The sequence below is a fragment of the Micromonospora matsumotoense genome (genome assembly GCF_050951065.1).
Taxonomy (GTDB): Bacteria; Actinomycetota; Actinomycetes; order Mycobacteriales; family Micromonosporaceae; genus Micromonospora; species Micromonospora matsumotoensis.
Window position 1 is genome coordinate 7,094,134 of the sequence record NZ_CP192025.1, and the last position, 24,955, is coordinate 7,119,088.

Below are 24,955 nucleotides of genomic sequence, written 5' to 3' on the forward strand. Positions count from 1 at the left end.
ACCGCGCCGGTCAGCGCCCTTCCGGGTTCTCGTACAGGGTGAGGTCCACACCGGCGTACACCTCGCGCAACCCGGCCAGCGCCGCCGGGTCGACCCGCTGACCGTCGGCCGTCCGCTGCACCACCACCCAGCGCACCCCGGTCGCGGTGACCGGGCCCCCGGCGGCCAGCACCCGGCCGACCGCGGCGGCGCGCGGGTTCTCCCCCCGCACCCCGGTCGAGCCCACCCAGAGGGTGTCGTCCACCAGCACGTCGGCGTCGACATAGCGGGGCAGCGGGTCCAGCACCGTCCGACCGTCGTTCCAGGGGTACGCCCGGTAGGCCCCGAACGGCAGCGACAGCACCTCCCCGGGTCGGCCGTCGAGCCGGCGGGCCACCGTGTCCCAGTCCGCCGGGTACGTCACCGGGCGCAGCCGGCCCGCCGCGCCGAACGCCAGATCGGGCAGCACCACCACGGGCAGCAGCAGCGCGGCGACGAGCAACGCGGTGGCACCACCGGCCGCCCCCCGGGCGGCGACCCGGTCGGCCAGCCGCTCCGCACCGAGCGCCCCGGCCACCACCAGCAGCAGCGCGTACGGGACGAGGAACTTCTGCCCGTCGCGGAGCACCCCGGCCCCCGGCACCGACGCCACCGCCCACCCCAGCACGGTGGCACCGCCCGGCAGCGCCCCCAGCAGGGCGGTCAGGAACCCGGCGGCGGCCAACCCGGCGAGCCGGTCCGCCGCCCCGGTCGGCCAGCGCCCGCGCAACGTCCGGAAGCCGTACACCGCCAGCGCCAGCAGCAGCCCCGTCGCCACCGGCGTCAACGGCGAGGTGCGGCTCAGCGGGGTGGTCTGCCCGTTCCAGATCCCCCCGGTGCCGGCCAACGCGCCGAACACCCCGCTCCAGTTCTCGGCCCGCGCCGCGAAGGCGGCCACCCCGGCCGGGTCGGTCCGGGCGTCCGCCGCGCTGAACCCGGCGACCACCAGCCACGGCAGGTTCAGCACCAGCAGCGCGCCGACGGCCAGCGCGGTCGTCCGGGCGGCACCCCGGCGGGTGACCAGCACGGCGACCGTGACCAGGGCGATCAGGCCGCCCGTCGGGGTGACCACGGCGGGCAGCGCGACCAGCACCAGCCGGCGCAGCCCGCCCGGCCGGTGCACCCGGATCGCGGCGTCGACCAGCCACGGCAACGCCCCGTACGCCAGCAGCAGCCCCCAGTGCCCGATCAGCAGCCGCTCCGCCAGGTACGGCGTCCAGGCGTACCCGACCGCGGCGGCCACCCGGACGACCGGCCGCCGGGCGGGCACCAGCCGACCGGCCCCGATCGCGGCGAGCAGCAGCACCCCGGCCAGCACCACCCGTTGCAGCAGCCAACCCGGCACCGCCTGGCTGGCCAGCGACATCAGGGCGTCCAGCGGCACCGCCCGGGGCAGCGAGTCGACCGGGGCGACCAGCTCGGCCCGCCACGGCTGGTGGGGCACGAAGACCATGTCGTAGCTGAGCGCATAGCCGGGCGCGGCCAGCGGGGCCAGCACCAGTGCGGTGACGGCCAGCCCGGTGGCGACGAGGATCGACCTCTCCCGCAGGGTTGACCTCCTCACTAGGCTGACCCGGCGATCGGCGCCGGCGTGGCGACACTGTACTTGCGCCGCTGGTGACGGGCGGAGCCGGCGACACGGGACGGTCACGGCAGGCGGCGGACGACCGGCGGGGCCGGCGACACGGAGCGGTGATGGGCACAACATCGGACGACGGGCACGGTCGGCGACCAGGGATCGGCGTCGCCGGGGTGGCCGTCACCCTGGCCGGGGTCTTCGTCAACGGGCTCGCCTACGTGGTGCCGGTCCTCGGTGCCCGGCACCTCTCCCCGGCGGAGTTGAGCGCGCTGGCCACCCTGCTGGCGCTCGGTGCGATCGGCGGCGTGGCCAGCACCGGCTTGCAGATCGCGGTGGCCGTGCACCGGGCCCGGCACGGTCGGGCCCCGACCGCCCGCCCCACCCTGTTGACCGTGGCGGTGACCGCCGCGCTGCTGGCCGTGCTGCTGCCGGTGGCCGCCGTCGGGCTGCGGCTGACCGGCCCGGCGGTGCTGCTGCTCGGGGTGCTGACCGTGGCGGTGGTGGCCGCCGGCCGGTGGTTGGGTGAGCTTCAGGGCGACCAGCGGTTCCTGCGGCTGGCCGGGGGGATGGCGCTGCTCGCCGCCGGCCGCTACGGCGGGATGATCGCCGGGCTGGCACTGGGCGGCGGGTTGACCGGGGCGTTGCTGGCCGGGGCGGTCACCTCCGTGCTGGTGCTGGCGCTGCTGGTCCGGCTCAACCGGGGGGCCGGTCTCGACCCGGTCGCCCCGACCCTGACCACCCGCACGGTGCTCACCGCCAGCGGGGCGACCCTGGCGATGCTCGTCGTGTCGTACGCGGACCTGCTGCTGGCCCGCCGGTTCCTGCCCCCCGGCGCCGCCGGCACGTACGCGGTCGGCACGGTGCTGACCAAGGGCGCGTTGTGGGCCCCCCAGGTGGTGACGGTCATCGCGCTGCCCCGGCTGGCCCGGGGCGACCGGGGGACGCTGCGGATGGCGCTGCTCCTGGTCGGTGCGGCCGGGGCGGCGCTGGTGCTCGCCTCGGCGCTGGCCGGCGGGCTGGCCTTCGGGCTGGCCGGTGGCCCGGAGTACGCCCGGCACGGCGGCCTCGCGCCGCTCTTCGCCGCCACCGGGGCCCTGTACGCGCTGGTCTTCGTCCTGATCAACGCCCGGGTCGCGGCGTCGGCCCGGTGGCCCTCGGCACCACTGTGGATCTCCACGGTCGGCTTCGTGGCCGCGACCGCCACGGTCGTGCCGCACACCGTCGCCGGGATCGCCGGGGCCGCCCTGGTCACCGCGACGGTCACCGCCGTCGGCACCGCAGTGTCGACAATCCACCGCAGAACGGATGCGCCGCCGCGCTCCACCCTTCCGACGGCTACCGCCCCCGTCCCGGGTCGTGACACCCTGCGGGTCGGTGACCGGTAGACGGGGGTTTCTGGTGGCGTTGGTCGACCCGGGCCGGCAGGTGGCCGATGTCCGCCAGGAGGTGACCGGTGTCCGCCGGCCGGCGCGCTGGCTGCTCGTCGCCTGGGTGCTCGGCCTGCTCGCCGCCGTACCCGTCGCCCCGCCGCACCGGGCCCTGCCGGACAGGGGGCCGACCGCCGCCCGGCTGACCGCCGCCTTCGCCGACTACGGCGACACCTCCGGCCGTTGGAACGGCGCGGACCGGACGGCCTCGGTACGGCTGCCCGACGGCCGGCTGCTCTGGCTCTTCTCCGACACCTTCCTCGGCCCGGTGCACCCCGACGGTTCCCGGCCCCGCACCGCGCCCTTCATCCACAACTCGGCCATCGTGCAGCGGGGCGACCAGCTCGCCGAGACGGTGCACGGCGGCACCACCGAGGACCCGCGTGACCTGGTGCCCCCGACGGCACCCGGCGAGTTCTCCTGGGTCGGCGACGCCACCGTCTCCGGCGCGACCCTCCAGGTGCTGGTCCACCGCTACCGGCGCACCGGCGTCAGCCCGCTGGACCACACCCTGGTCGGCACCGCACTGGCCAGCTTCGCGCTGCCCGCGCTCACCCCCACCGGGGTCCGCCCGTTACCGCTCGACTCCCGGGTCTCCTGGGGCTCCGAGCTGCTCCGCGACGGCGACCACACCTACGTGTACGGCACCGAGGCGGCCGGCGGGGCGAAGTTCGCCCACCTGGCCCGGGTGGTCGGCGACGACCTGACCGGCCGGTGGGAGTTCTGGACCGGCGACGGCTGGTCCACCGACGACCGCGCCTCGACCCGGCTGCTCAGCGGCGTCGGCACCGCCTACGGCGTACAGCGGATCGGCGGTCGGTACGTGCTGGTCACCCAGGAGAACAACCTGGTGTTCAGCGGCGATCTGGTGGCCTACTCGGCCGATGCCCCGACCGGCCCGTTCACCGGCCCGGACTACCTGCACCGGGCCCCGGAGACCGCCGCCGGCCACCTGGTCTACGACGTCGACCTGCACCCGGAGCTGGCCCGCCCCGGCCGGCTGCTCCTCTCCTACAACGTCAACGACGTCGACGACGCGGTCACCTACGCCGACGCGGGCCTCTACCGGCCGCGTTTCGTCGAGGTGGCCTGGCCCCGCCAGCGACCGGACCGGGCCGACCTGCCCCCGACGCCGTCGACGCTCACCGCCCGACCGGGCGGCGCCGGCACCGCAGAGCTGGACTGGCCGCCGGTACGCGCCGACGACGAGCTGCGCTACCAGGTGCACCGGCGGGACGTCACCGCCGGCCAGACCCACTTCGTCCGGATCGGCGAGCCGACCACCGCACCCCGTTTCTCGGCCGACTTCCTGATCAACGGGCACGACTACGAGTTCCGGGTGAGCACGCTGGGCCGGCGCGGCGAGAGCCCGCCCTCACCGGTCGGCCGGATGACCGCCACGGTGCCACCACCGCCACCACCGCAGGGCCTGCGGGCGGTGCCCGGTCGGGCCGGTGACGTCGCGCTGAGCTGGGAACCGGTGCCCTTCGTCCAGCTCTTCCGGGTGACTCAGCACGACCTGGGCACCGGGGAGCGGAGCACGGTCGGCACCTTCACCGGCACCACCGCCACCGTCGCGTCCCTGCGGCACGCCCACGCGTACGAGTTCACCGTGGTCGCGGTCGGTGGCGGCGGGGACAGCCCGCCGTCCGCGCCGGTCCGGGCGACCGCCCTGGTCACCCCGCCCGCCCCACCGCCGGGGCTGGTCGCCGTCGGGCAGCCCGACGGCACCGTCCGGTTGTCCTGGCGGACGCTCGGCCCGGGTGTCTCCTACCGGGTGTACCGGCGCGACCTGACCGCCGGCACCCCGCAGGACGGCCCGCCGGCGGTGGAGGCCACCGCCGGGCACCTGGCCCGGCACCTGGCGCACGGCCACGAGTACGAGTTCACGGTCGACGCCGTCAACGACGGCGGGGCGGGGGCCCGGTCCGCGCCGGTGCGGGCCCGCGCCCGGTTCACCGCCCCCACCGAGGTCCCGACGGACCTGCGCGCCGAGGCCGGCGTCGGCAGCGTGGAGCTGACCTGGCGTTCGGCGGTGCTCGGCGGCTGGCACCGGGTGTACCGGCGGGACGTCAGCGCCGGGGAACGCGACTTCACCGCCGAGGAGATCCCCACCCGGGGCATCCGGGCCGTCGTGCCGGGGCTACGCAACGGGCACGAGTACGAGTTCACGGTGTCCGCGATGAACCAGGCGGGTGCGGGCCCACCCAGCGCACCGGTCCGGGTCACCCCGCAGTTGCCCACCCCGACCGGAGTCGACGTGACGGCCACCGGCAGTGGCGAGGCCCTGTTGACCTGGCGGTCGGCCGGTCCGGGGTTCGCCTACCGGGTGCAGTGGCGCGATGCCACCGCCGGGGAGCGGTGGCGGGCCGCCCCGTACCCGGTGCGGGAGAGCCGGCACACGGCGGTGCTGTTGACCCGGGGGCACGACTACCAGTTCCGGGTCGCCGTGACCGACGGACGGGACGACGGGCCGCCGGGCCCGCCGGTCGGCGTCCGGATCCGCTGAGCACCGGTCAGTCGCCCTCGGTCAGCCAGGCTCTCGCCCACCTCGACGAACCCGGCCAGCAGCGCGTACCCGTCAGGGCCCGCCCCGGCGTGCCGGGCCAGCAGGCAGCGGTCCGGTGCCGCCTCGACCAGCACGATGACCGCCGGTTCGCGCCGAGGAAAGTGCAGCCGCGCGCAGTCCGGCCCGAGGCAGGCCCGCTCCGGGTCGCCGCGCGACGCCCCCGCCCGGTCGATTCGTCCGCCCCGTACGGCAGTATCAGCTCACCCATCCGGACACCGTGCCACGAACGGCCATACACCGCGTGACCGGCTACGACACGCGGTGGCGAGGATGGCCGGACGCACGCTGTCGGCTGGCCGTCCGGTTGGCTACCGTAGGTGTCCCTGGGGGCCGCAACCCCCCACGTGGTACGTCCGATCGAGGTGGCTGTGACCCTGTACGGCGACAATCAGGTCTCCGACGACCGCCCCACGGTGCAGGTCACCGCGGTGAGCTGGCCGGGCGAGGACGAGCCCCCGACGGCCGGCGGGGCCGCGGGCTCGGGCCCCGGCGGCGGGCCGTGGTGGCGACGCAGGCGGGTGCTGCTCGCGGGCGGGGTGACCGCTGCGGTGCTGGCCGGGGTGGTCGGCGCGGGCGCCTATGCGTACGCCGGGGACGTCCCGCGCGGCACCAGCGTGCTCGGCACCGAGCTGGGTGGCCGCAGCCGCGCCGACGCGGCCAAGGAACTGCGGGCCGAGTTGGAGAAGCGCGCCGGCACGCTCAACGCGCCGCTGACCGTGGTGGTGGGCGAGAACCGGGCGGAGATCGTCCCCGCCGACGTCGGCCTGACGGTGGACGTGGACGCCACCGTCGCCGCCGCCACCGACGCGCAGGCGCACCCGGTGGGCCGGCTGTTCGGCTCCCGTACGGTCGAGCCGGTGGTGAGCGTGGACGCCGCCAAGCTGGATGCGGCGTTGCGCCAGATCCTCGGCAAGCAGGGCCGGGACATGACGATGCCGGCGATCATCTTCACCGGCACCACCCCGAAGCCGGTCTACCCCAAGCCGAGCCTGACCCTCGACGCGGAGCAGTCCGCCCGGGTGGTCCGTACGGGTTGGCTGGCCGGGCAGCCGGTGACGGTGCCGGTGGTGGAGAAGAACCCGGTCACCACCCGGGAGGAGGTGGACCGGCTGGTCGCCGAGCTGGCGAAGCCGGCCGTCGCCGCTCCGGTCACCATCACCTCCGACAAGGGGTCGGTCAGTGTCCCGCCGGCGGCGATCGCCCGCGCGCTGCGTTTCTCGGCCGACGACGAGGGAAAGCTGACGCCGAAGGTCGACGTCAAGCGGCTGCGGTCGGCGCTCGGCAGCAAGCTGACCGCGATCGAGTCGACGCCGAAGGACGCCGGCCTGACCATTTCGGCCGGCAAGCCGAAGGTGGTGCCGGGGCGGGCCGGGCAGCAGCTCGAATCGGCGGCCCTGGGCCGGGACCTGCTGGCGGTGTTGCCGAAGACGGACGGCCGGACGGTGACCGGGCAGCTCAAGAAGGCCGAGCCCGAGCTGACCGAGGCGAAGCTCGCCGAGCTGGGTATCAAGGAGCGGGTCTCCACCTTCTCCACGAAGTTTCCCGGCGGGCTCTCCTCGCCACGTAGCCAGAACATCATCCAGGCGGCCAAGGACGTCGACGGCACGATCGTGCAGCCGGGCGAGACGTTCTCGCTGAACGCGCACACCGGCGAGCGTGGCTACGCCCAGGGCTACAAGGACGCCCCGGTGATCCTCGGCGGCAAGCTGGTCCCCGGGGTCGGCGGGGGTGTCTCCCAGTTCACCACCACCCTCTTCAACGCCAGCTACTACGCCGGCCTCCAGGACGTCGAGCACAAGCCGCACTCGTACTACTTCAGCCGCTACCCGGCGGTGATCGAGTCGACGATCTTCTGGCCGGACCTGGACTTCAAGTTCCGTAACAACACCCCGCACGGGGTGCTGATCGACACCGCCTACACCTCGAACACGATCACCGTGTCGATGTGGAGCACCAAGATCTACGACAGCGTGAAGACCGAGTACGGCCCGCGCCGCAACATCACCTCGCCGAAGACCGTCCACCTGACCCCCGGCCCGACGTGCATCGCCGCCGCTGGCAGCACCGGCTTCAGCCAGGACGCCTTCCGGGTCATCAAGAAGGACGGCAAGGTCGTCAAGCGGGAGAAGTTCAGCTGGACCTACGACCCCGAGCCGAACTTCGTCTGCGGTCCCAAGCCCTGAGCCCCGCGCTCCCCAGCTAGCCCCGAGCCCACGCACCCCGACTCACGCGCTTCTGGTTCACGCACCCCGGAGCAGCGCACCCCGGGGCCATGCGCTCCGGGGCCACGCACGAACGAGCCCCGCCGGCGATCAGCCGGCGGGGCTCGGTGCTTTCCGGGTACGCCCGGGGTCAGGGGCGGGCCTCGGCGAGTCCCTGGCGGACGCCCTCGGCGTCGCGGTCGGTCCCGTAGACGGGGGTGTCGGGCTGCTGTCGCCAGCTCTCGTCGAGGGTCCCCGCGTCCACCGGATCGAAGCCGAGCGCGTCGACGAGCTGCATCACCAGCTGCTTGGCGTCGGCGTCGTCGCCGGCCACCGGCAGGGCGATCCGGTCACCCGCCCCGGCGGGCCTGCCGTTGTCCATCAGGTGCGCGGCCTGGATGTTGTTGAAGGTCTTCACCACCCGGGCGCCCTTCAGATGGTCGGCGGTCCACCGGCTGGAGCTGAGGCTGCGGTCGAGCAGCTCGGCGATGTCGCCGTCACGCTGCGGGTAGTAGTTGTTGGCGTCGACGACGATCTTGCCGTCGAACGGCTGAGCCGGGAGCCCCGGCACCGCGAGCAGCGGGATCGCCAACACGACCAGTTCGGCGTCCTGGACGGCCTGCTCCAGCGTGCCGGCGCTGGCCCCGGTCTCCTGGGCCAGGTCGGTGAGACTCTCCGGGCCCCGCGAATTCGCGACGGTCACGTCGTGCCCGAGCGAACTCAGCCGCCGGGTGAGGGTGCCACCGATGTGCCCCGAACCAATGATTCCGATCTTCATGACCACTCCTGCCTCCGCCGGTCCCGACGGTCAGTTCCGGTCGTACGGTCAGCAGGTACCCCGACCGGTCCGCTCCGATTGCGGACGAGGCGTACTCCACGTCACGTTTTCCGCTGCGCTGGTGCGACCCTCCGGAGCCGGGTCCCGCATCGACGGTACGAGGTGAAGCCCGCCGTCCGGGGCGATTCCCCGAACGCCGTGCTGCCGTGCTGCCGTGCTGCCCTGCTGCCCTGCTGGCCTGCTGCCGTGCTGGCCTGCTGCCGTGCTGGCCTGCTGGCCTGCTGGCCTGCTGGCCACATGTTTCGCCGTCGTGGTCGTCCCGCCGCCGGGGCTGTGCCGGGCAGTGCCCGAACTTCCCCACTGCGGTCGGGAGCCGGGCACGGGCTTCCGACCGCACGTTGCACGGGCCGGTCAGTGTGCGGCTGGTCGTGCGGTCAGCGGGACGGGCTGGGCTGCGATCGACTCAATGTCCGCGATAGAGCGGTGTCCCCAGCGCTGGAATGGCGCAACATCGCTACATGAGCCCATGCTCTCCACCGTGGTCGGTGGCCGGCGAATCTGTTCGCCTGGATGCTGCTGGCGTGCGGTGGAGAGCTGGAATGCGGTTGAGGGCGCAGAACAGCTAAGGCTGGAGGGCAGTCGGGGTCGGGAGGACAGTTGAGGCTGGAAAGCAGTGTGGGTTGGAGGGCAGTTCAGGTCGGAGATCGGTGGGGGTGGGAATGCAGTTGAGGCCGGCCCCGTCAGGGGTCGGCCTCAACTAAAGGTTGTCCGGCGGTGTCCTACTCTCCCACACCCTCCCGAGTGCAGTACCATCGGCGCTGGAGGGCTTAGCTTCCGGGTTCGGAATGTGACCGGGCGTTTCCCCTCCGCCATGACCGCCGTAACACTATGAACATATCAAACAACACACGCACCCACACACGTGTGGGGGGTTGTTCGGTTGTTCAGAGTTGCACAGTGGACGCGTAGCAGCTTTGTAGTCAAGTCCTCGGCCTATTAGTACCGGTCAACTGAACCCGTTACCGGGCTTACATTTCCGGCCTATCAACCCAGTCGTCTAGCTGGGGGCCTTACCCCCACAAAGTGGGGTGGGATACCTCATCTTGAAGCAGGCTTCCCGCTTAGATGCTTTCAGCGGTTATCCCTTCCGAACGTAGCTAACCAGCCGTGCCCCTGGCGGGACAACTGGCACACCAGAGGTTCGTCCGTCCCGGTCCTCTCGTACTAGGGACAGCCCTTCTCAAGTATCCTACGCGCACGGCGGATAGGGACCGAACTGTCTCACGACGTTCTAAACCCAGCTCGCGTACCGCTTTAATGGGCGAACAGCCCAACCCTTGGGACCTGCTACAGCCCCAGGATGCGACGAGCCGACATCGAGGTGCCAAACCATCCCGTCGATATGGACTCTTGGGGAAGATCAGCCTGTTATCCCCGGGGTACCTTTTATCCGTTGAGCGACACCGCTTCCACTCGCAAGTGCCGGATCACTAGTCCCGACTTTCGTCCCTGCTCGACCTGTCAGTCTCACAGTCAAGCTCCCTTGTGTACTTGCACTCAACACCTGATTGCCAACCAGGCTGAGGGAACCTTTGGGCGCCTCCGTTACCTTTTAGGAGGCAACCGCCCCAGTTAAACTACCCACCAGACACTGTCCCTGAACCGGATAACGGTCCGAAGTTAGATACCCAAATCAACCAGAGTGGTATTTCAAGATTGCCTCCACCTATACTGGCGTACAGGTTTCACCGGCTCCCACCTATCCTACACAAGCCCATTCAGATACCAATGTCAAGCTATAGTAAAGGTCCCGGGGTCTTTCCGTCCTGCCGCGCGTAACGAGCATCTTTACTCGTAATGCAATTTCGCCGGGCCTGTGGTTGAGACAGTGGGGAAGTCGTTACGCCATTCGTGCAGGTCGGAACTTACCCGACAAGGAATTTCGCTACCTTAGGATGGTTATAGTTACCACCGCCGTTTACTGGCGCTTAAGTTCTCCGCTTCGCCCCGAAGAGCTAACAGGTCCCCTTAACGTTCCAGCACCGGGCAGGCGTCAGTCCATATACATCGAATTACTTCTTCGCATGGACCTGTGTTTTTAGTAAACAGTCGCTTCCCCCTGCTCTCTGCGGCCATACAACGCTCCACCCGCATGGGGCTTCACGTCTCCGGCCCCCCTTCTCCCTAAGTTACGGGGGCAATTTGCCGAGTTCCTTAACCACAGTTCGCCCGATCGCCTCGGTATTCTCTACCTGACCACCTGTGTCGGTTTGGGGTACGGGCCGCTAAGAACTCGCTAGAGGCTTTTCTCGGCAGCATAGGATCACTGACTTCACCTGAATCGGCTCGGCATCACGTCTCAGCCCCATGTGTTGCGGATTTGCCTACAACACGGCCTACACGCTTACCCCGGCACAACCACCGGCCGGGCTCAGCTACCTTCCTGCGTCACCCCATCGCTTGACTACTACCCACCAGGTTCCTGCGCTCCCCGTTCTTGGTCCGAAGACCGCCAACAGATCGGGCAGTTAGCACAATAAGGTTCATCACGGGCGCTCTTTCGCGGGTACGGGAATATCAACCCGTTGTCCATCGACTACGCCTCTCGGCCTCGCCTTAGGTCCCGACTCACCCAGGGCGGATTAGCCTGGCCCTGGAACCCTTGGTCATCCGGCGGAAGGGTTTCTCACCCTTCTTTCGCTACTCATGCCTGCATTCTCACTCGTGCCGCGTCCACAACTGGGTCACCCCGCTGCTTCACCCCCGGCACGACGCTCCCCTACCCACCCACACACCTGCACACCCCATCAAGGAGATGCGAAGTAAAATGTGAGTGCCACAGCTTCGGCGGTGTGCTTGAGCCCCGCTACATTGTCGGCGCGGAACCACTTGACCAGTGAGCTATTACGCACTCTTTAAAGGGTGGCTGCTTCTAAGCCAACCTCCTGGTTGTCTATGCGACCCCACATCCTTTTCCACTTAGCACACGCTTAGGGGCCTTAGCTGGTGATCTGGGCTGTTTCCCTCTCGACTACGAAGCTTATCCCCCGCAGTCTCACTGCCGCGCTCTCACTTACCGGCATTCGGAGTTTGGCTGATTTCGGTAAGCTTGTGGGCCCCCTAGACCATCCAGTGCTCTACCTCCGGCAAGAAACACGCGACGCTGCACCTAAATGCATTTCGGGGAGAACCAGCTATCACGGAGTTTGATTGGCCTTTCACCCCTAACCACAGGTCATCCCCCAACTTTTCAACGTTGGTGGGTTCGGCCCTCCACGCGGTCTTACCCGCGCTTCAGCCTGCCCATGGCTAGATCACTCCGCTTCGGGTCTAGAACATGCGACTACGACGCCCTATTCAGACTCGCTTTCGCTACGGCTCCCCCACACGGGTTAACCTCGCCACATGCCACTAACTCGCAGGCTCATTCTTCAAAAGGCACGCCGTCACCCCGCAAGGCTCCGACGGATTGTAGGCGAACGGTTTCAGGTACTATTTCACTCCCCTCCCGGGGTACTTTTCACCATTCCCTCACGGTACTCGTCCGCTATCGGTCACCAGGAAGTATTTAGGCTTACCAGGTGGTCCTGGCAGATTCACGGCAGATTTCAGGGGTCCGCCGCTACTCGGGAACACCCACAGAAGGTCAGCAACTTTCACCTACCGGACTCTCACCGTCTACGGTCAGCCATTCCAGACTGTTCGACTAGCCACTAACTTGATAACTTCTCGAACAAGTGTCAGCTTGTTCAGCAGGGTCCCACAACCCCGACCACGCAACCCCTGACAGGTATCACACGCAACCGGTTTAGCCTCAATCCGCTTTCGCTCGCCACTACTCACGGAATCACTAAATTGTTTTCTCTTCCTACGGGTACTGAGATGTTTCACTTCCCCGCGTTCCCCCCATACACCCTATGTGTTCAGGTGCAGGTGACACCACATGACTGGTGCCAGGTTTCCCCATTCGGACACCCTGGGATCACAGCTTGGTTGACAGCTCCCCCAGGCCTATCGCGGCCTCCCACGTCCTTCATCGGCTCCTGGTGCCAAGGCATCCACCGTTCGCCCTTGACAACTTGACCACAAAGATGCTCGCGTCCACTGTGCAATTCTCAACAAACGACCAACCCACAACCCTCGACCCCACACCAGCAACCCCACCCCCACCACACGGCAGGAACAGAATCCGGTATGCAAGACCAGGCCGTGCCTGGAAAACCCACCGAGGCACACGCCTCAGGCAAGTCTCTGAAACAACAACCCCACAGGGTTGTTCCTTCAGGACCCAACAGGGTGCTCACCGCCTTCCCCCAGCCGCACCAACCCGACCGTTCCCACCACCCCAAAGAGCAGCTGTACTAGATCATCATGGCCGTTGCCAGGAAAAGACTAACCAGTGTCTCCGCCATCTGAGCACCCCGACCCGACAGACGCGGACCGCGGGCTCCATACCAGCCTTCGCTGGATGGTGCTCCTTAGAAAGGAGGTGATCCAGCCGCACCTTCCGGTACGGCTACCTTGTTACGACTTCGTCCCAATCGCCAGCCCCACCTTCGACGGCTCCCTCCACAAGGGTTGGGCCACCGGCTTCGGGTGTTGCCGACTTTCGTGACGTGACGGGCGGTGTGTACAAGGCCCGGGAACGTATTCACCGCAGCGTTGCTGATCTGCGATTACTAGCGACTCCGACTTCACGGGGTCGAGTTGCAGACCCCGATCCGAACTGAGACCGGCTTTTTGGGATTCGCTCCACCTCACGGTATCGCAACCCATTGTACCGGCCATTGTAGCATGCGTGAAGCCCTGGACATAAGGGGCATGATGACTTGACGTCATCCCCACCTTCCTCCGAGTTGACCCCGGCAGTCTTCGATGAGTCCCCGCCATAACGCGCTGGCAACATCGAACGAGGGTTGCGCTCGTTGCGGGACTTAACCCAACATCTCACGACACGAGCTGACGACAGCCATGCACCACCTGTGACCGCCCCCGAAGGACCTTACATCTCTGCAAGTTTTGCGGCCATGTCAAACCCAGGTAAGGTTCTTCGCGTTGCATCGAATTAATCCGCATGCTCCGCCGCTTGTGCGGGCCCCCGTCAATTCCTTTGAGTTTTAGCCTTGCGGCCGTACTCCCCAGGCGGGGCGCTTAATGCGTTAGCTGCGGCACAGGAAACCGGAGAGGCCCCCCACACCTAGCGCCCAACGTTTACAGCGTGGACTACCAGGGTATCTAATCCTGTTCGCTCCCCACGCTTTCGCTCCTCAGCGTCAGTATCGGCCCAGAGACCCGCCTTCGCCACCGGTGTTCCTCCTGATATCTGCGCATTTCACCGCTACACCAGGAATTCCAGTCTCCCCTACCGAACTCTAGCCTGCCCGTATCGACCGCAGGCTTGGGGTTGAGCCCCAAGTTTTCACGGTCGACGCGACAAGCCGCCTACGAGCTCTTTACGCCCAATAAATCCGGACAACGCTCGCACCCTACGTCTTACCGCGGCTGCTGGCACGTAGTTGGCCGGTGCTTCTTCTGCAGGTACCGTCACTTACGCTTCGTCCCTGCTGAAAGAGGTTTACAACCCGAAGGCCGTCATCCCTCACGCGGCGTCGCTGCATCAGGCTTCCGCCCATTGTGCAATATTCCCCACTGCTGCCTCCCGTAGGAGTCTGGGCCGTGTCTCAGTCCCAGTGTGGCCGGTCGCCCTCTCAGGCCGGCTACCCGTCGTCGCCTTGGTAGGCCATCACCCCACCAACAAGCTGATAGGCCGCGAGCCCATCCCAGGCCGAAAAACTTTCCACCCAACCCCATGCGAGGTCAAGTAATATTCGGTATTAGCCCCCGTTTCCGAGGGTTATCCCAAAGCCTAGGGCAGGTTGCTCACGTGTTACTCACCCGTTCGCCGCTCGAGTACCCCGAAGGGCCTTTCCGCTCGACTTGCATGTGTTAAGCACGCCGCCAGCGTTCGTCCTGAGCCAGGATCAAACTCTCCAACAAAAACCTGTTGAACAATCCATCCCGGCAACAAACAAATGTTGCCAAAGGAATCCCCACCAAACAAACCCGAAAGTTCGCCCAGTGCGGGGTATAAATCATCATTGGCACTGGCTTATCAAGCACCCTGTTGAGTTCTCAAAGAACAACCACACACCACCCGAAAGCCCCGACCAACAGGACCCCCGACCTGGGGTATCTCGTCTGCTGCGCCCCGCGCTTCCGCGCCGGGCACTTTTACTACGTTACCTCACCGTCTTCGCTGTGTCAACCGGTGTGTCCCGGTGTGTCACGCTTCGTACGGCATCGCCCGCTGAGCGCACGCAGCGGCCAGCGCTGCGGTTGATCATCGGATTTGGCAGAACCGGCCGCTACGGTCTCCCGCAGGCTCGCCCGGTGCTCCGCCGATCGACAACACTACCCGGTCGGTTCCGCCCGCCCAAATCCGCCCTGCGGCGTTTCGGTGAGCACCACCCGGTCCGTGCCGTAGTGGACTAGTGCCCCCCACAACCCGGTGCCAAACCTGGAAGCTGACTCCCGGGGCTTTCGTCCCGTTTGCCCGTTCCGCGCTGGCAGAGAGAAAGTTACGCGGTTTCGGGTTTGATCGTCAAATCCGCAGGTCATCGCCGTACAGCCCGGCGCGCTGCCCGCCATCCCCGGACGCCGAGCACTCCCACGGTGGTGCCGATGACCAGCGAGGCGGCGATCAGCAGCAGGTGGATCCAGAAGAAGCCGGTCGGTGCGCCCTCGCCGACCACCCCACCGGCCCAGGCCCGCGCGTCGTTCCAGATGGCGAGCCCGAACCTCGGCCAGATCGCCCAGGTCCACACCCCGACCCCGATGAGGAACAACGACCAGCCCCGCGACAGCACCATGGTCGTCAAGTATTCCAGCGCCCCCGGCCCCGCCCGGCAGGGCGGAGATGCGCTCACCCAGACAGCCTCCCGGCGGTCGCGTTTCCGCAAGGTTCGCCGTCGGGACCGACGCGGACGCTCGGGTTCCTTCCCGATCCTGCGGAGCACGGCGACGACCCGACCCACCCGCAAGGTCCGTCGTCCGGGCCAACCGGTCCGCGCCAGCCAGGTCCCGGCTGGCCTGAGCCGGACAGCCGGGACGGGCGGGGAACCGGATGTACCCACCGTCGGTCGGCCCGCTACCGTGGCGGGTATGACCAGCGCGCCCGCCCAGCACCCCGGAACGTCGTTCGACGTCCAGGTCGGTGCGGAGCGACGCCGGCGATCTGTCGCCCGCCCGCGCTGACCCATTCCCTGCGACCGGCGGATCGAGCCGCCGGTCACCGCCGCTGTCCTCGTCCGTCCGCAGGCTCTCCCGTCCCCGGAGATCCGTTGCGTTGACGGATCCGAGCAGATCGGCGTACCCATGGATCTTGAAAGGTTGCTCACCGACCGGCTGACGCCGGCGTTCACCGCCGTGGCCGGTGGCCCGGTCGACCCCGTGGTGCGGCGCTCGCCGCGCGCGGACTTCCAGTCCGACGCGGCGTTGGCGCTGGCCCGGCGGCTCGGCCGGCCGCCGCGCGAGATCGCCCAGGCGGTGCTGGACCGCGCGGTCCTCGACGACGTCTGCGCGGCGGCGGAGGTCTCCGGGCCGGGCTTCGTCAACCTGACGATCGACGACGGGGCGCTGGCCGGCATGGTCGCCGCGCTGGCCGCCGACGACCGGCTCGGGGTGCCGGTGACCGCCGACCCGGAGACCGTGGTGGTCGACTACTCGGGGCCCAACGTGGCGAAGGAGATGCACGTCGGGCACCTGCGCTCCACGGTCATCGGCGACGCGGCGGTACGGCTGCTGGGCTGGCTCGGGCATCGGGTCGTCCGGGTCAACCACCTCGGCGACTGGGGCACCCCGTTCGGAATGCTGATCGCGCACCTGGTGGACCTCGGTGAGGCGGAGGCGGCGCAGGAGCTGTCCATCGGCGACCTCGACGGGTTCTACCGGGCCGCCCGGTCGAAGTTCGACGCCGACCCGGCCTTCCAGGTCCGCGCGCGGCAGCGGGTGGTCGCGTTGCAGGGCGGCGACCCGGAGACCCGGCGGCTGTGGCGGCTGCTGGTCGAGCAGTCCCAGCGGTACTTCCTGACCGTGTACCGACTGCTCGACGTGACCCTGACCGAGGACGACTTCCGGGGTGAGAGCGCGTACAACGACCGGCTCGGCGCGGTGGTGGGCGACCTCGACCGGCTCGGGCTGCTGACCGACAGCGCCGGGGCGACCTGTGCCTTCCCACCCGGGTTCACCGGACGGGACGGCGCACCACTGCCGTTGATCGTGCGCAAGGGCGACGGCGGGTACGGCTATCCGGCGACGGACCTGGCCGCGCTGCGGCTGCGCACCGGCGAGCTGGGCGCGACCCGGCTGCTCTACGTGGTCGGCCTGCCGCAGCGGCAGCACTTCGCGATGGTGTTCGCGGTGGCCGGGCAGGCCGGCTGGTTGCGTCCGCCGGCCCGCGCCGAGCACCTCGGTTTCGGCTCGGTGCTCGGCCCGGACGGGCGGATGCTGCGCAGTCGGGCCGGTGGGTCGGTGAAGCTGGTCGACCTGCTGACGGAGGCGGTCGCCCGGGCGACCACGCTGGCCCGGACCAAGAACCCCGCGCTGGACGAGGCGGACGCGGCCGAGATCGGCCGGGCCGTCGGCATCGGCGCGATCAAGTACGCCGACCTGGCCACCGACCGGACCCGCGACTACGTGCTGGACTGGGAACGGATGCTCGCCCTCGATGGCAACACCGCCCCCTACCTGCAGTACGCGTACGCCCGGACCAGGTCGGTGTCGCGGCGGGCCGGCACGCAGGTCGGGCCGGACGCCCGGATCGTGCTCACCGCGCCGGCCGAGCGGGCCTTGGCGTTCGAGTTGCTCGGGTTCGCCACCGTCGTCCACGAGGTGGCCCGGACGGCGGAGTTCCACCAGCTCGCCGGCTACCTGCACCGGCTGGCCACCCGGTTCAGCGCGTTCTACGAGCGCTGCCCGGTGCTGCGGGCGGACGGGGAACTGCGGGCCAGCCGGCTGCTGCTGACCGACCTGACCGGCCGGACCCTGCGGCAGGGGCTACACCTGCTCGGCATCCGTACGGTCGAACGGATGTGAGCGGACCCCCACCGCCGACCGCGCAGCTCCTCGAAGTACGGCTTCATCGCCGGGTAGTAGTCCCCGAACTCGGCCTTCGGCTCGGGGCCGGCGGCCACCGGGGCGTCGGGGCCGGCGGCCACCGGGGCGTCGGGGCCGGCGGCCACCGGGGCGTCGGGGCCGGCGGCCACCAGGAGACGGGTTTGTCGGCGTGCCCCGTCAGCGCAGCGGGGCCGGCAGTGGGCGTACCCCGGTGAGTTCTTCGGAGCGGGCCCAGAGGTCGGCCGCGAGCTGCCGGTCGGTGGCGGTGCCGCGCAGCGGCGCGAAGGTGGGCTCCGCACGGCGGAACAGCCGGCCGGGGCCGATGTGCCGGCCGGTAGGCGCGGTCGGGACGGTGGCCGCGAAGAGCATGGGTGCCGCGGCCTCGTCGAGGGGACGGCGCAGCGGCCCCATGACGACGGTCTCGACCCGGCGGGCGAAGGAGGAGAGGTCCCGGGAGAGGTCGGTCCTGGTCATCCCGGGGTGGGTGAGCAGACTGCGCACCGGCGAGCCCACGGCCCGCAGCCGGCGGTCGAGTTCCCACCCGAACAGCACGTTGGCCAGCTTCGAGGTGGCGTACGCACCGGCGGCGGAGTAGCGGCGTTCGGCGGCCAGATCGGTCAGGTCGAGCCGGCCGAGCGGGTAGAGACCCGAGGCGACGGTGACCACGACCGGCTCCCGGCCGACGGTCAGCGCGGGCAGCAGTCGCCCGGTGAGGGCGAAGTGGCCCAGGTGGTTGGTGGCGAGTTGACTCTCCACCCCCTGCGGGCTCAGCCGCCGGGGGACGGTGCCGATGCCGGCGTTGTTGACCAGCACGTCCACGAGGTCGACCTCGCGCCCCAGGTCGTCGGCGAACGCGTGGACCGAGTCCAGGTCGAGCAGGTCCAGTCGACGCACGACGAGATCGGCCCGGGGCTGGTCGCGCAGGAGTTCGGCCCGGACCCTGGCGCCCTTGGCGGTGTCCCGGACGGCCATCACCACCCGGCCGTGGCGGGCGGCCAGGTGGCGGGTGATCGCCACCCCGAGCCCGCTGCTGGCCCCGGTGACGACGAACGTCCGGCCGGACTGGTCGGTGAGATCGGCGACGGTCCAACCGGGTGCGCTGTCCATGGGGTGCCTTCCGACGGACGAATGAAGTGGATTACGTATCCGATTGAACCTCCCGCTAAACGGATTGTCAATCCGATCGGATGGGTCATCCGCCGGGTTAGGCTGGCGCGGTGACGACGACACTGCGCGCGGACGCCGCCCGCAACCGCGAACGGGTGCTGGCCACCGCCCGCGCCGTGGCGGCGGAAGGTGACCTGTCGTTACCGCTCAACGAGATCGCGCGGCGGGCCGGCGTCGGCGTCGGCACGGTCTACCGGCACTTCCCGACCCGGCGGGCGCTGCTGGAGGCGCTCGCCGCCGACGCCTTCGCCACACTGCTCGACCAGGCGCGGGCGGCGACCCGCGGGGACGACCCCTGGGACGGCGTGGAGCTGCTGCTACGGGCCTTCCTGCGCGGTCAACTCGACGATCCGACCCTCGCCGAGGTGCTCTCGACCAGTGCGGAGGAGGACGCCACCGCGCAGACCACCGCCGGCCGCGAGGAGTTGGGCGCGCTGGCTGCGATCGTGCTGGCGCGGGCGACCCGGGCCGGCCGGTTGCGCCCCGGGCTCACGCTGGACGACCTGCAACACCTGGTCTGCGGCACCGCGTTCGCCGCCCGGCTCGCCGACGCGCCGGACCGACGCGTCGAGCTGTACCTGACCGTGCTGCTCGCCGGCCTCCGCGCACCGGACCCCACCGGGGCGGCACGGCCGGCCGACTAGCCGGGCCGGACACACGGGTCGACGGTCGTGGACGACGGGCTGTCCGCCGTACGGCCGTCGGTGGCGGTGACCCGCACCGTCCAGGTCACGGCGGAGGCGCGGAGCTGGCCCACGGTCACCCGGGCGGACGACCCGTCCACGGTCATCGCCCGGCTCGCCGAGCTCCCCCCGACGGGTGTCCACCGCACCTGCGCAGCCCCGAGGGTGGCACTGCCGGTGGCCCGGACGACCAGGCTCCAGGTGTCCGCGCCGCAGCGTACGTGCGCGTCCGCCGCCACTGTGAAGGGCGCGGCCAGCGGCAACGCCGCCGGTGGACGGGGCACGGCCGGTGATCCGGTCGGCGCGGGGACCGGCGGCGCGACGCCGGTCGGCGGCACGGCGGTCGGCGGCACAGCGGTCGGTGCCGGCGTGACGGTCGTGGCCGGCACCCCCGCACCGGCCGGGTCCGAGGTCGACGCCGTCCGCTCCGGGGAACCCCCGGTCGTCGGGCCGGCCGCCGACGCCACCCCACCGGACAGGTCGCCGGTGGTCACCGCCGCCTGCTCGCCGGCCGGCCCGCCGGGCGAGAGCGCCCAGGTGCCCGCCGCGACGAGCAGCAACAGCAGCAGGCCGGCGAGCTGACGCCGCCGCTTCCGGTCCCGGGCCGACGTGGCGGCGGACGTCGCGGTCGTCCGGACCGGGCGGGAGGCGGTGCCCGCCGCCGCGTCACCCGAGGTCGCCGCCGCTGCGGGCGCGGCGGCCGACACCGCGTGGACGACCCTCCCGGGGCCGGCGGCGTCCGGGGCGTTCCCCACGACGACGGCATCGGCGGCCGGCGGCGGGTCGGCGGACGCCGCGGTGTCGGACGACGACACCTCGGCGCGGCCGTGGGAGACCCCGCCCGCATCGGCCGGAGCGGTGCCCTCACCCGGGGCGGTGGCATCGGGGCCCGCGTCGGCCTGGTCGTCGCCGGCCGGATCGGTGGCGGCCGGATCGGTGGCGGCGGCCTGGGGGGCGGTGGGGTCCGTGTCGGCGAGTCGCGGCCACACCGTGTCGGCGACCACGAGGAACCCCGGTGCCGTGTACGCGGTCAGCAGCGCCGCCGGGTTGCACTGCTCGCGCCGGAGCAGCCCGCACCGGGCGCAGTCGTCGATGTGCCGGGCGACCCGCTTGCGCAGGGTCGGGGTGAGCCGGCCCTGCCAGTCGTCGAGCAGGTCGGCCAGGGCCGGGCAGTCCCGGGCCCCGCCCCGGGCGACGAGCAGCGCGCCGAGCGCCCGTTCGAGCTGTGACCGGGCCCGGGACAGCCGGGCGTGCGCATGGTTGGCGGGCACCCCGAGCGCCGCACCGATGTCCACGGAGGACAGGTCGTGGCGGATCGCCAGGTGCACCACCTCGCGGTCACCGGGGTTGAGCGCGGCGACCGCCAGGTGCACGAGGTCGCGTACCTGGTCGGCGTTGACGGCGGCGGCCGGGTCGGCGGTGTCGGCCACCGGCTCGGCCGCCTCCGTCAGGGGCGCGGAACGCGACCGCTCCCGCAACTGCCGCAGGCATTCGGTCCGCACGATCGCGTACAGCCAGGACCGCAGCCGGTCCGGGTCACGCAGCTGGTCGATGCGCTGACCGGCGAGGAGGAACGCGTCGTGGACGGCGTCCGCCGCCGCCTCCGGCTCACGCAGCATCATCCGGGCGTACGTGTAGAGCCGGTCGGCGTACCGCCGGTAGATGCCCTCCAGGCCGACCCGGTCGCCCCGTCGCAGCGCCTCGACCAGCGCCCGGTCGTCCTGCGCCGTCACATCCATCCGTGCCCCCACCGCTCGTCCACCCGTCCAGTAGAACGAAGAAAAGAAATCCCGGGAACTTTCTGTTGGCATGCCGACCCCCCGGTGCTCCCACCGGTGTCATCGCACCGCCGACACCGGGAGACACCCATGAGCACGACACGTTCCGCGACCCACCGACCGGGCGTCGGCAGACGTCGTTATCTGGCCACCGTAGTGGTGGCGACACTCGCCGCCGGACTCGTCGCGACCACCTCGGTGGACGCCACCGCGGCCACCGCCCCGGGCGGCCCGACCGGGGTGCCGGGCGCCACCAGCGCCGAGCCGCTGGCCTTCCGGGTCGACCCGGGCCTGTCCGCACCCCGACTGTCGCTCGACCCGGTCGGCCGGCTCGGCACCGGTCGGGAGATCGGGGTGGTGGCCGGGCCGGACGGAAAGCCCGCCGGCCTGGTGCTCGACGAGGTCATGGTGCGGGTCGCCGACCAGGCCGAACTGGACGCCTTCCTGGCCCGTTGGGGTGGCCAGGTGCTCGACTCGTTCGCGCCCGACGACCAGGGGCAGGACCATCTGGTCCGGGTGGACGCCGACCGGGCCGACCCGGCAGGGCTGGTCGCCGACCTGCTCGCCGCCGAGCCGCGTCAGGCCGGCGGGTACCGGGTCGGCGACGAGCGGGCGCTGCGGCTGCTCGCGCTGGCCGCCGCCGAGTGGCGCACGGGCACCGAGCTGGTCCTCGACTGGCTGGTGGAGCCGTCCGGCATCGCCGACGGTCAGGTGTTCGAGGCCCCCGACATCGGCAAGAACGTCTTCGACTGGACGTTCATGCGGGCCGGTGGCGCGCTGGACATCGGGGTGGCGCCGGCCTGGCAACTGCTGGAGAGCAAGGGCCGGCTGACCAAGCAGGTGAAGTACCTGGTGCAGGACGGCGGGTTCCAGTCCAACGCCGACTTCCCGAGCAAGGTCTCCCTGCACACCGCGGAGTGGGGCGAGACCAACACCAACGACTGCACCGGCGGCTCGGCCTGCCCGTGGCACGCCACCGACGTGGTGCTCGCCGGGATGGGCCGGGTCGACAACGACTACGGCACCGCCGGTCCCGCCGGGCCGGTGGTCAAGGAACTGGTGGGCGTCCGCAACGGCATCGACTACTGGACGGTCCTGCGCCGGCTGGAGAAGGCCGCCGAGGCGACCCACCCGGACGTGGTCAACCTCAGCTTCACCCGGGACGTGAACCTCGGCGTCAGCCATGCCCGTACCTGGACCGACCGGCGGATGAAGCACGTCCGGGACACCGGTGCGCTGATCGTCGCCGCCGCCGGCAACAACGGCACGAACGTCGACGGCGACACCCTCTGGGTGCCCTGCGAGAGCACCCACGTCATGTGCGTCGGCGGGATGAACACGAACGCGACCGTGTCCGGCGGGTCGAACTGGGGCACCAAGAACCTCACCACGTCGGTGGAGATCTACGGTCCGATGTGTGTGGCGGGCCTGACCGATCCGGGCACGCCGGCGGTCAACACCACGAAGACCACCTGCGGCACCAGTGTCGCCTCGCCGTTCGTGGGCGGGGTCGCCGCCCTGGTGATGGCCGCCGACCCGACGCTGACCTCCGAGCAGGTCCGGACCATCCTCAACGACACCGCCCACGTCGGCGGGCTGGGCGACAAGGTGACCGGCAGCCAGCGCCGGATCGACGCGCTGGCCGCCGTCGCCGAGGCGTTGGGCGTCACCGTCGGCAAGCCCACGGTGAACATCAGCACCCCGAAGACCAAGCAGAAGTTCGGGGTGAACCAGTCGGTGGACCTGTGGGGCACGGCCACCGACTTCCTGGGCAAGGAGATCCCGCTCAGCTGGACCAGCAGCGTCGACGGTGCACTGGCCACCGGGTCGCAGACGTTCGTGCCGTCGCTCTCCGCCGGCAGCCACGTGATCACCGCCAGCGCCACCGACAGCCTCGGGCGTACCGGCTCGGCGGCGGTGACCGTCACGGTGGTGGACAGCCCGACGACGATGGGGATCATCTCGCCACCGGCGGGGTCGACCCTCCCGGCGGGGCAGTCGGTCGGGCTGCTCGGCACCTCGAACGATCCGGACCTCTTCGGGCAGCTCCCGGACGCGAAGGTGTCCTGGACGGTCCGGCGCGGCAACACGGTGGTCCTGGAGAAGACCGGCCACCAGGCGCTGCTGCCGGCGAACGCGGTCACGCCGGGGGCGTACACCGTGACGTTCGCGGCGGGTGGCGCCAGCGTGCAGCGTGCCTTCTCGGTCACCTCGGCACCGGCCGGGCAGTCCCGGCCGATCGCCACGATCACCCTGCCGGCGCCGGCCCTGGAGCTGACCACGATCGAGTCCGGGCCGAAGTCGGTCGCGTTCGTCGGGACCGGGTTCGACGCCGAGGACGGCGTGGTCGCCGGGACCCGGTTCCGGTGGACCGCGTACGGCGACGGCGGCGTCAAGCAGGTGCTGTGCCAGGGCAGCGGGGTGCCCACCGGCGAGCCGGTCGACGACAAGGGCACGCCGAAGAACTGTGCGTCCTTCACCGCGGCGCTGGCCCAGCTGACCAGCGGGACCGACACCACCACCTGGTCGGTGTGGCTGGAGGTCTTCGACGCGACGGGTCTGGTCGGCACGGACTCCGTGCCGGTCCGGATCCGGCGGGTCACCCCCTGACGGTCCGTTTCCCCATCCGAACGCCGCCCGGGACCGACCGGTTCCGGGACCGCACGACACGAGGAGAGCACATCATGCGCAGACAAGAGTGGACGCGGCGGACGGTCGCCCTGGGTGGTGCCCTGCTGAGCGCGGTGGTGCTCGGTCAGGTCGCCCTCAGCGGGCCGGTGGCGGCGGTGCCCGGCCTGCTGATCCGCACGACGGTCGGGCCGAGCAACAGCGTCGCCAAGTCGCAGAACGCGGTCTGCCCGACCGGCACCACGGTCATCGGCGGTGGCGGCGCGATCACCGGGTCGGGTCTCGGCCAGGTGGGCATGGACATCATGCAGCCGCTGGCCGGTGCCGGCCTCTACTCGGTGACCGGCCGGGAGGACCCGAACGGTGTCGCCGGGAACTGGGCGGTCACCGCCAGCGCGATCTGCGCCCCGGCGCCCTTGGGGCTGGAGGTGGTGACCGGCCACTCGGCGTCCAACTCGGTCAACCCGAAGTTCCTGGAGTTGTTCTGCCCGGTGGGCAAGCGGGCGATCGGCGGCGGTGGCGCTGCCCTGGCCCTCGGCTCGGGAGCGAGTGACGTGCTGCTGGAGGATCTGCGGATCCACCAGAGCAGCGTGACGGTGGCGGGGGTCGAGGCCGGCAACGCCTTCGCGGGCAACTGGTCGGTGGACGCCTCGGTGATCTGCGTCAACCCGCTCGCCGGTGAGCAGCGGGTGACCGTGGACAGCGCCGACAACTCGACGGCCAGCCGCACGGTCACCGCCACCTGCCCGGCCGGCACGCGCCTGCACGGGGTCGGCGGCGAGATCGTCGGCGGTGAGGGCCAGGTGCGGCTGACCGAGATGCGGCCCACCTCGTCGACCACGGCGACCGTCCGCGCCGCCGAGGACGAGAACGGCTTCAGCGGGAACTGGAAGGTGCGCGCGTACGCCGTCTGCGCGACCTGAGCGGTCAGCCGTCGCGTCGACCACCTCCCACCGGCCCCGCGACCCGTGCCGACGAATCGGCGCGGGACCGCGGGGCCGGCGGCGTCCGTA

Annotated in this window: 12 protein-coding genes, 3 rRNA genes and 1 pseudogene; 7 read left to right on the forward strand and 9 right to left on the reverse strand. The window is 70.5% G+C overall.

The genetic code is table 11. The features are described 5' to 3' along the window. Positions 1 to 10: 10 nt before the first annotated feature. On the reverse strand, positions 11 to 1,582 hold the full coding sequence (locus ACQP1S_RS30450; protein ID WP_432901384.1) for a hypothetical protein: 1,572 nt from the start codon (positions 1,580 to 1,582) through the stop codon (positions 11 to 13). Positions 1,583 to 1,713: 131 nt separating this feature from the next. On the opposite strand from ACQP1S_RS30450, the gene ACQP1S_RS30455 reads away from it, so the two are divergent. Both ACQP1S_RS30455 and ACQP1S_RS30460 read left to right on the forward strand, forming a co-directional pair. Then, a complete protein-coding gene (locus ACQP1S_RS30455; protein ID WP_432901386.1) occupies positions 1,714 to 2,982 on the forward strand; it encodes a polysaccharide biosynthesis protein in 1,269 nt (422 codons plus the stop codon). Continuing rightward, the gene (locus ACQP1S_RS30460; protein WP_432901388.1) at positions 2,972 to 5,533 is read left to right on the forward strand and encodes a DUF5005 domain-containing protein; all 2,562 of its coding nucleotides are present in this window, start codon (positions 2,972 to 2,974) and stop codon (positions 5,531 to 5,533) included. Before ACQP1S_RS30455 ends, ACQP1S_RS30460 begins: the two co-directional genes overlap by 11 nt. Before the next feature lie 11 nt (positions 5,534 to 5,544). On the opposite strand, the pseudogene ACQP1S_RS30465 reads toward ACQP1S_RS30460, so the two are convergent. Beyond that, positions 5,545 to 5,730: pseudogene (locus tag ACQP1S_RS30465) on the reverse strand (NUDIX domain-containing protein); the annotation flags it as partial. A 225-nt stretch (positions 5,731 to 5,955) separates the two neighbouring features. Between ACQP1S_RS30465 and ACQP1S_RS30470 the strand changes: the two are divergent. Next, positions 5,956 to 7,776, forward strand: coding sequence for a VanW family protein (locus ACQP1S_RS30470; RefSeq protein ID WP_432901390.1), 1,821 nt, complete (start codon positions 5,956 to 5,958; stop codon positions 7,774 to 7,776). Positions 7,777 to 7,945: 169 nt separating this feature from the next. On the opposite strand, the gene ACQP1S_RS30475 is transcribed toward ACQP1S_RS30470, so the two are convergent. The 5 genes from ACQP1S_RS30475 to ACQP1S_RS30495 all read right to left on the reverse strand — a co-directional run bounded on the left by ACQP1S_RS30475 (position 7,946) and on the right by ACQP1S_RS30495 (position 15,498). Beyond that, complete coding sequence (locus ACQP1S_RS30475) at positions 7,946 to 8,572, reverse strand: NADPH-dependent F420 reductase (RefSeq protein ID WP_432901392.1); 627 nt, start codon at positions 8,570 to 8,572, stop codon at positions 7,946 to 7,948. Between the two features lie 766 nt (positions 8,573 to 9,338). Further along, positions 9,339 to 9,455 (reverse strand): 5S ribosomal RNA (rrf, locus tag ACQP1S_RS30480). Between the two features lie 93 nt (positions 9,456 to 9,548). After that, a 23S ribosomal RNA gene (locus tag ACQP1S_RS30485) occupies positions 9,549 to 12,657 on the reverse strand. Between the two features lie 397 nt (positions 12,658 to 13,054). Further along, positions 13,055 to 14,569 (reverse strand): 16S ribosomal RNA (locus ACQP1S_RS30490). Together the 16S, 23S and 5S rRNA genes form the textbook arrangement of a ribosomal RNA operon. Positions 14,570 to 15,186: 617 nt before the next feature. Then, positions 15,187 to 15,498 (reverse strand): SCO4848 family membrane protein, encoded by a 312-nt coding sequence (locus tag ACQP1S_RS30495; protein WP_432901394.1) that lies wholly within the window; start codon positions 15,496 to 15,498, stop codon positions 15,187 to 15,189. A 448-nt stretch (positions 15,499 to 15,946) separates the two neighbouring features. Between ACQP1S_RS30495 and argS the strand changes: the two genes are divergently transcribed. Continuing rightward, a complete protein-coding gene (argS, locus tag ACQP1S_RS30500; protein ID WP_432901396.1) occupies positions 15,947 to 17,665 on the forward strand; it encodes an arginine--tRNA ligase in 1,719 nt (572 codons plus the stop codon). Between the two features lie 198 nt (positions 17,666 to 17,863). Here the strand turns inward: argS and ACQP1S_RS30505 are convergent, their stop codons facing one another. Then, positions 17,864 to 18,793, reverse strand: a complete 930-nt coding sequence (locus ACQP1S_RS30505; RefSeq protein ID WP_432901398.1) for an SDR family NAD(P)-dependent oxidoreductase — start codon at positions 18,791 to 18,793, stop codon at positions 17,864 to 17,866. A gap of 110 nt (positions 18,794 to 18,903) precedes the next feature. On the opposite strand from ACQP1S_RS30505, the gene ACQP1S_RS30510 reads away from it, so the two are divergent. Next, the gene (locus ACQP1S_RS30510) at positions 18,904 to 19,497 is read left to right on the forward strand and encodes a TetR/AcrR family transcriptional regulator (protein WP_432901400.1); all 594 of its coding nucleotides are present in this window, start codon (positions 18,904 to 18,906) and stop codon (positions 19,495 to 19,497) included. On the opposite strand, the gene ACQP1S_RS30515 is transcribed toward ACQP1S_RS30510, so the two are convergent. Further along, complete coding sequence (locus tag ACQP1S_RS30515; RefSeq protein ID WP_432901402.1) at positions 19,494 to 21,275, reverse strand: sigma-70 family RNA polymerase sigma factor; 1,782 nt, start codon at positions 21,273 to 21,275, stop codon at positions 19,494 to 19,496. The genes ACQP1S_RS30510 and ACQP1S_RS30515 overlap by 4 nt on opposite strands. 129 nt (positions 21,276 to 21,404) lie before the next feature. On the opposite strand from ACQP1S_RS30515, the gene ACQP1S_RS30520 reads away from it, so the two are divergent. Together ACQP1S_RS30520 and ACQP1S_RS30525 are read left to right on the forward strand one after the other, a co-directional pair. Next, entirely contained in the window at positions 21,405 to 23,924 is a 2,520-nt protein-coding gene (locus ACQP1S_RS30520) for a S8 family peptidase (protein WP_432901404.1), read from the forward strand. A gap of 74 nt (positions 23,925 to 23,998) precedes the next feature. Further along, positions 23,999 to 24,865: a hypothetical protein gene (locus ACQP1S_RS30525; RefSeq protein WP_432901406.1), complete on the forward strand. Its 867-nt coding sequence runs from the start codon at positions 23,999 to 24,001 to the stop codon at positions 24,863 to 24,865. The last annotated feature ends 90 nt before the right edge of the window (positions 24,866 to 24,955 follow it).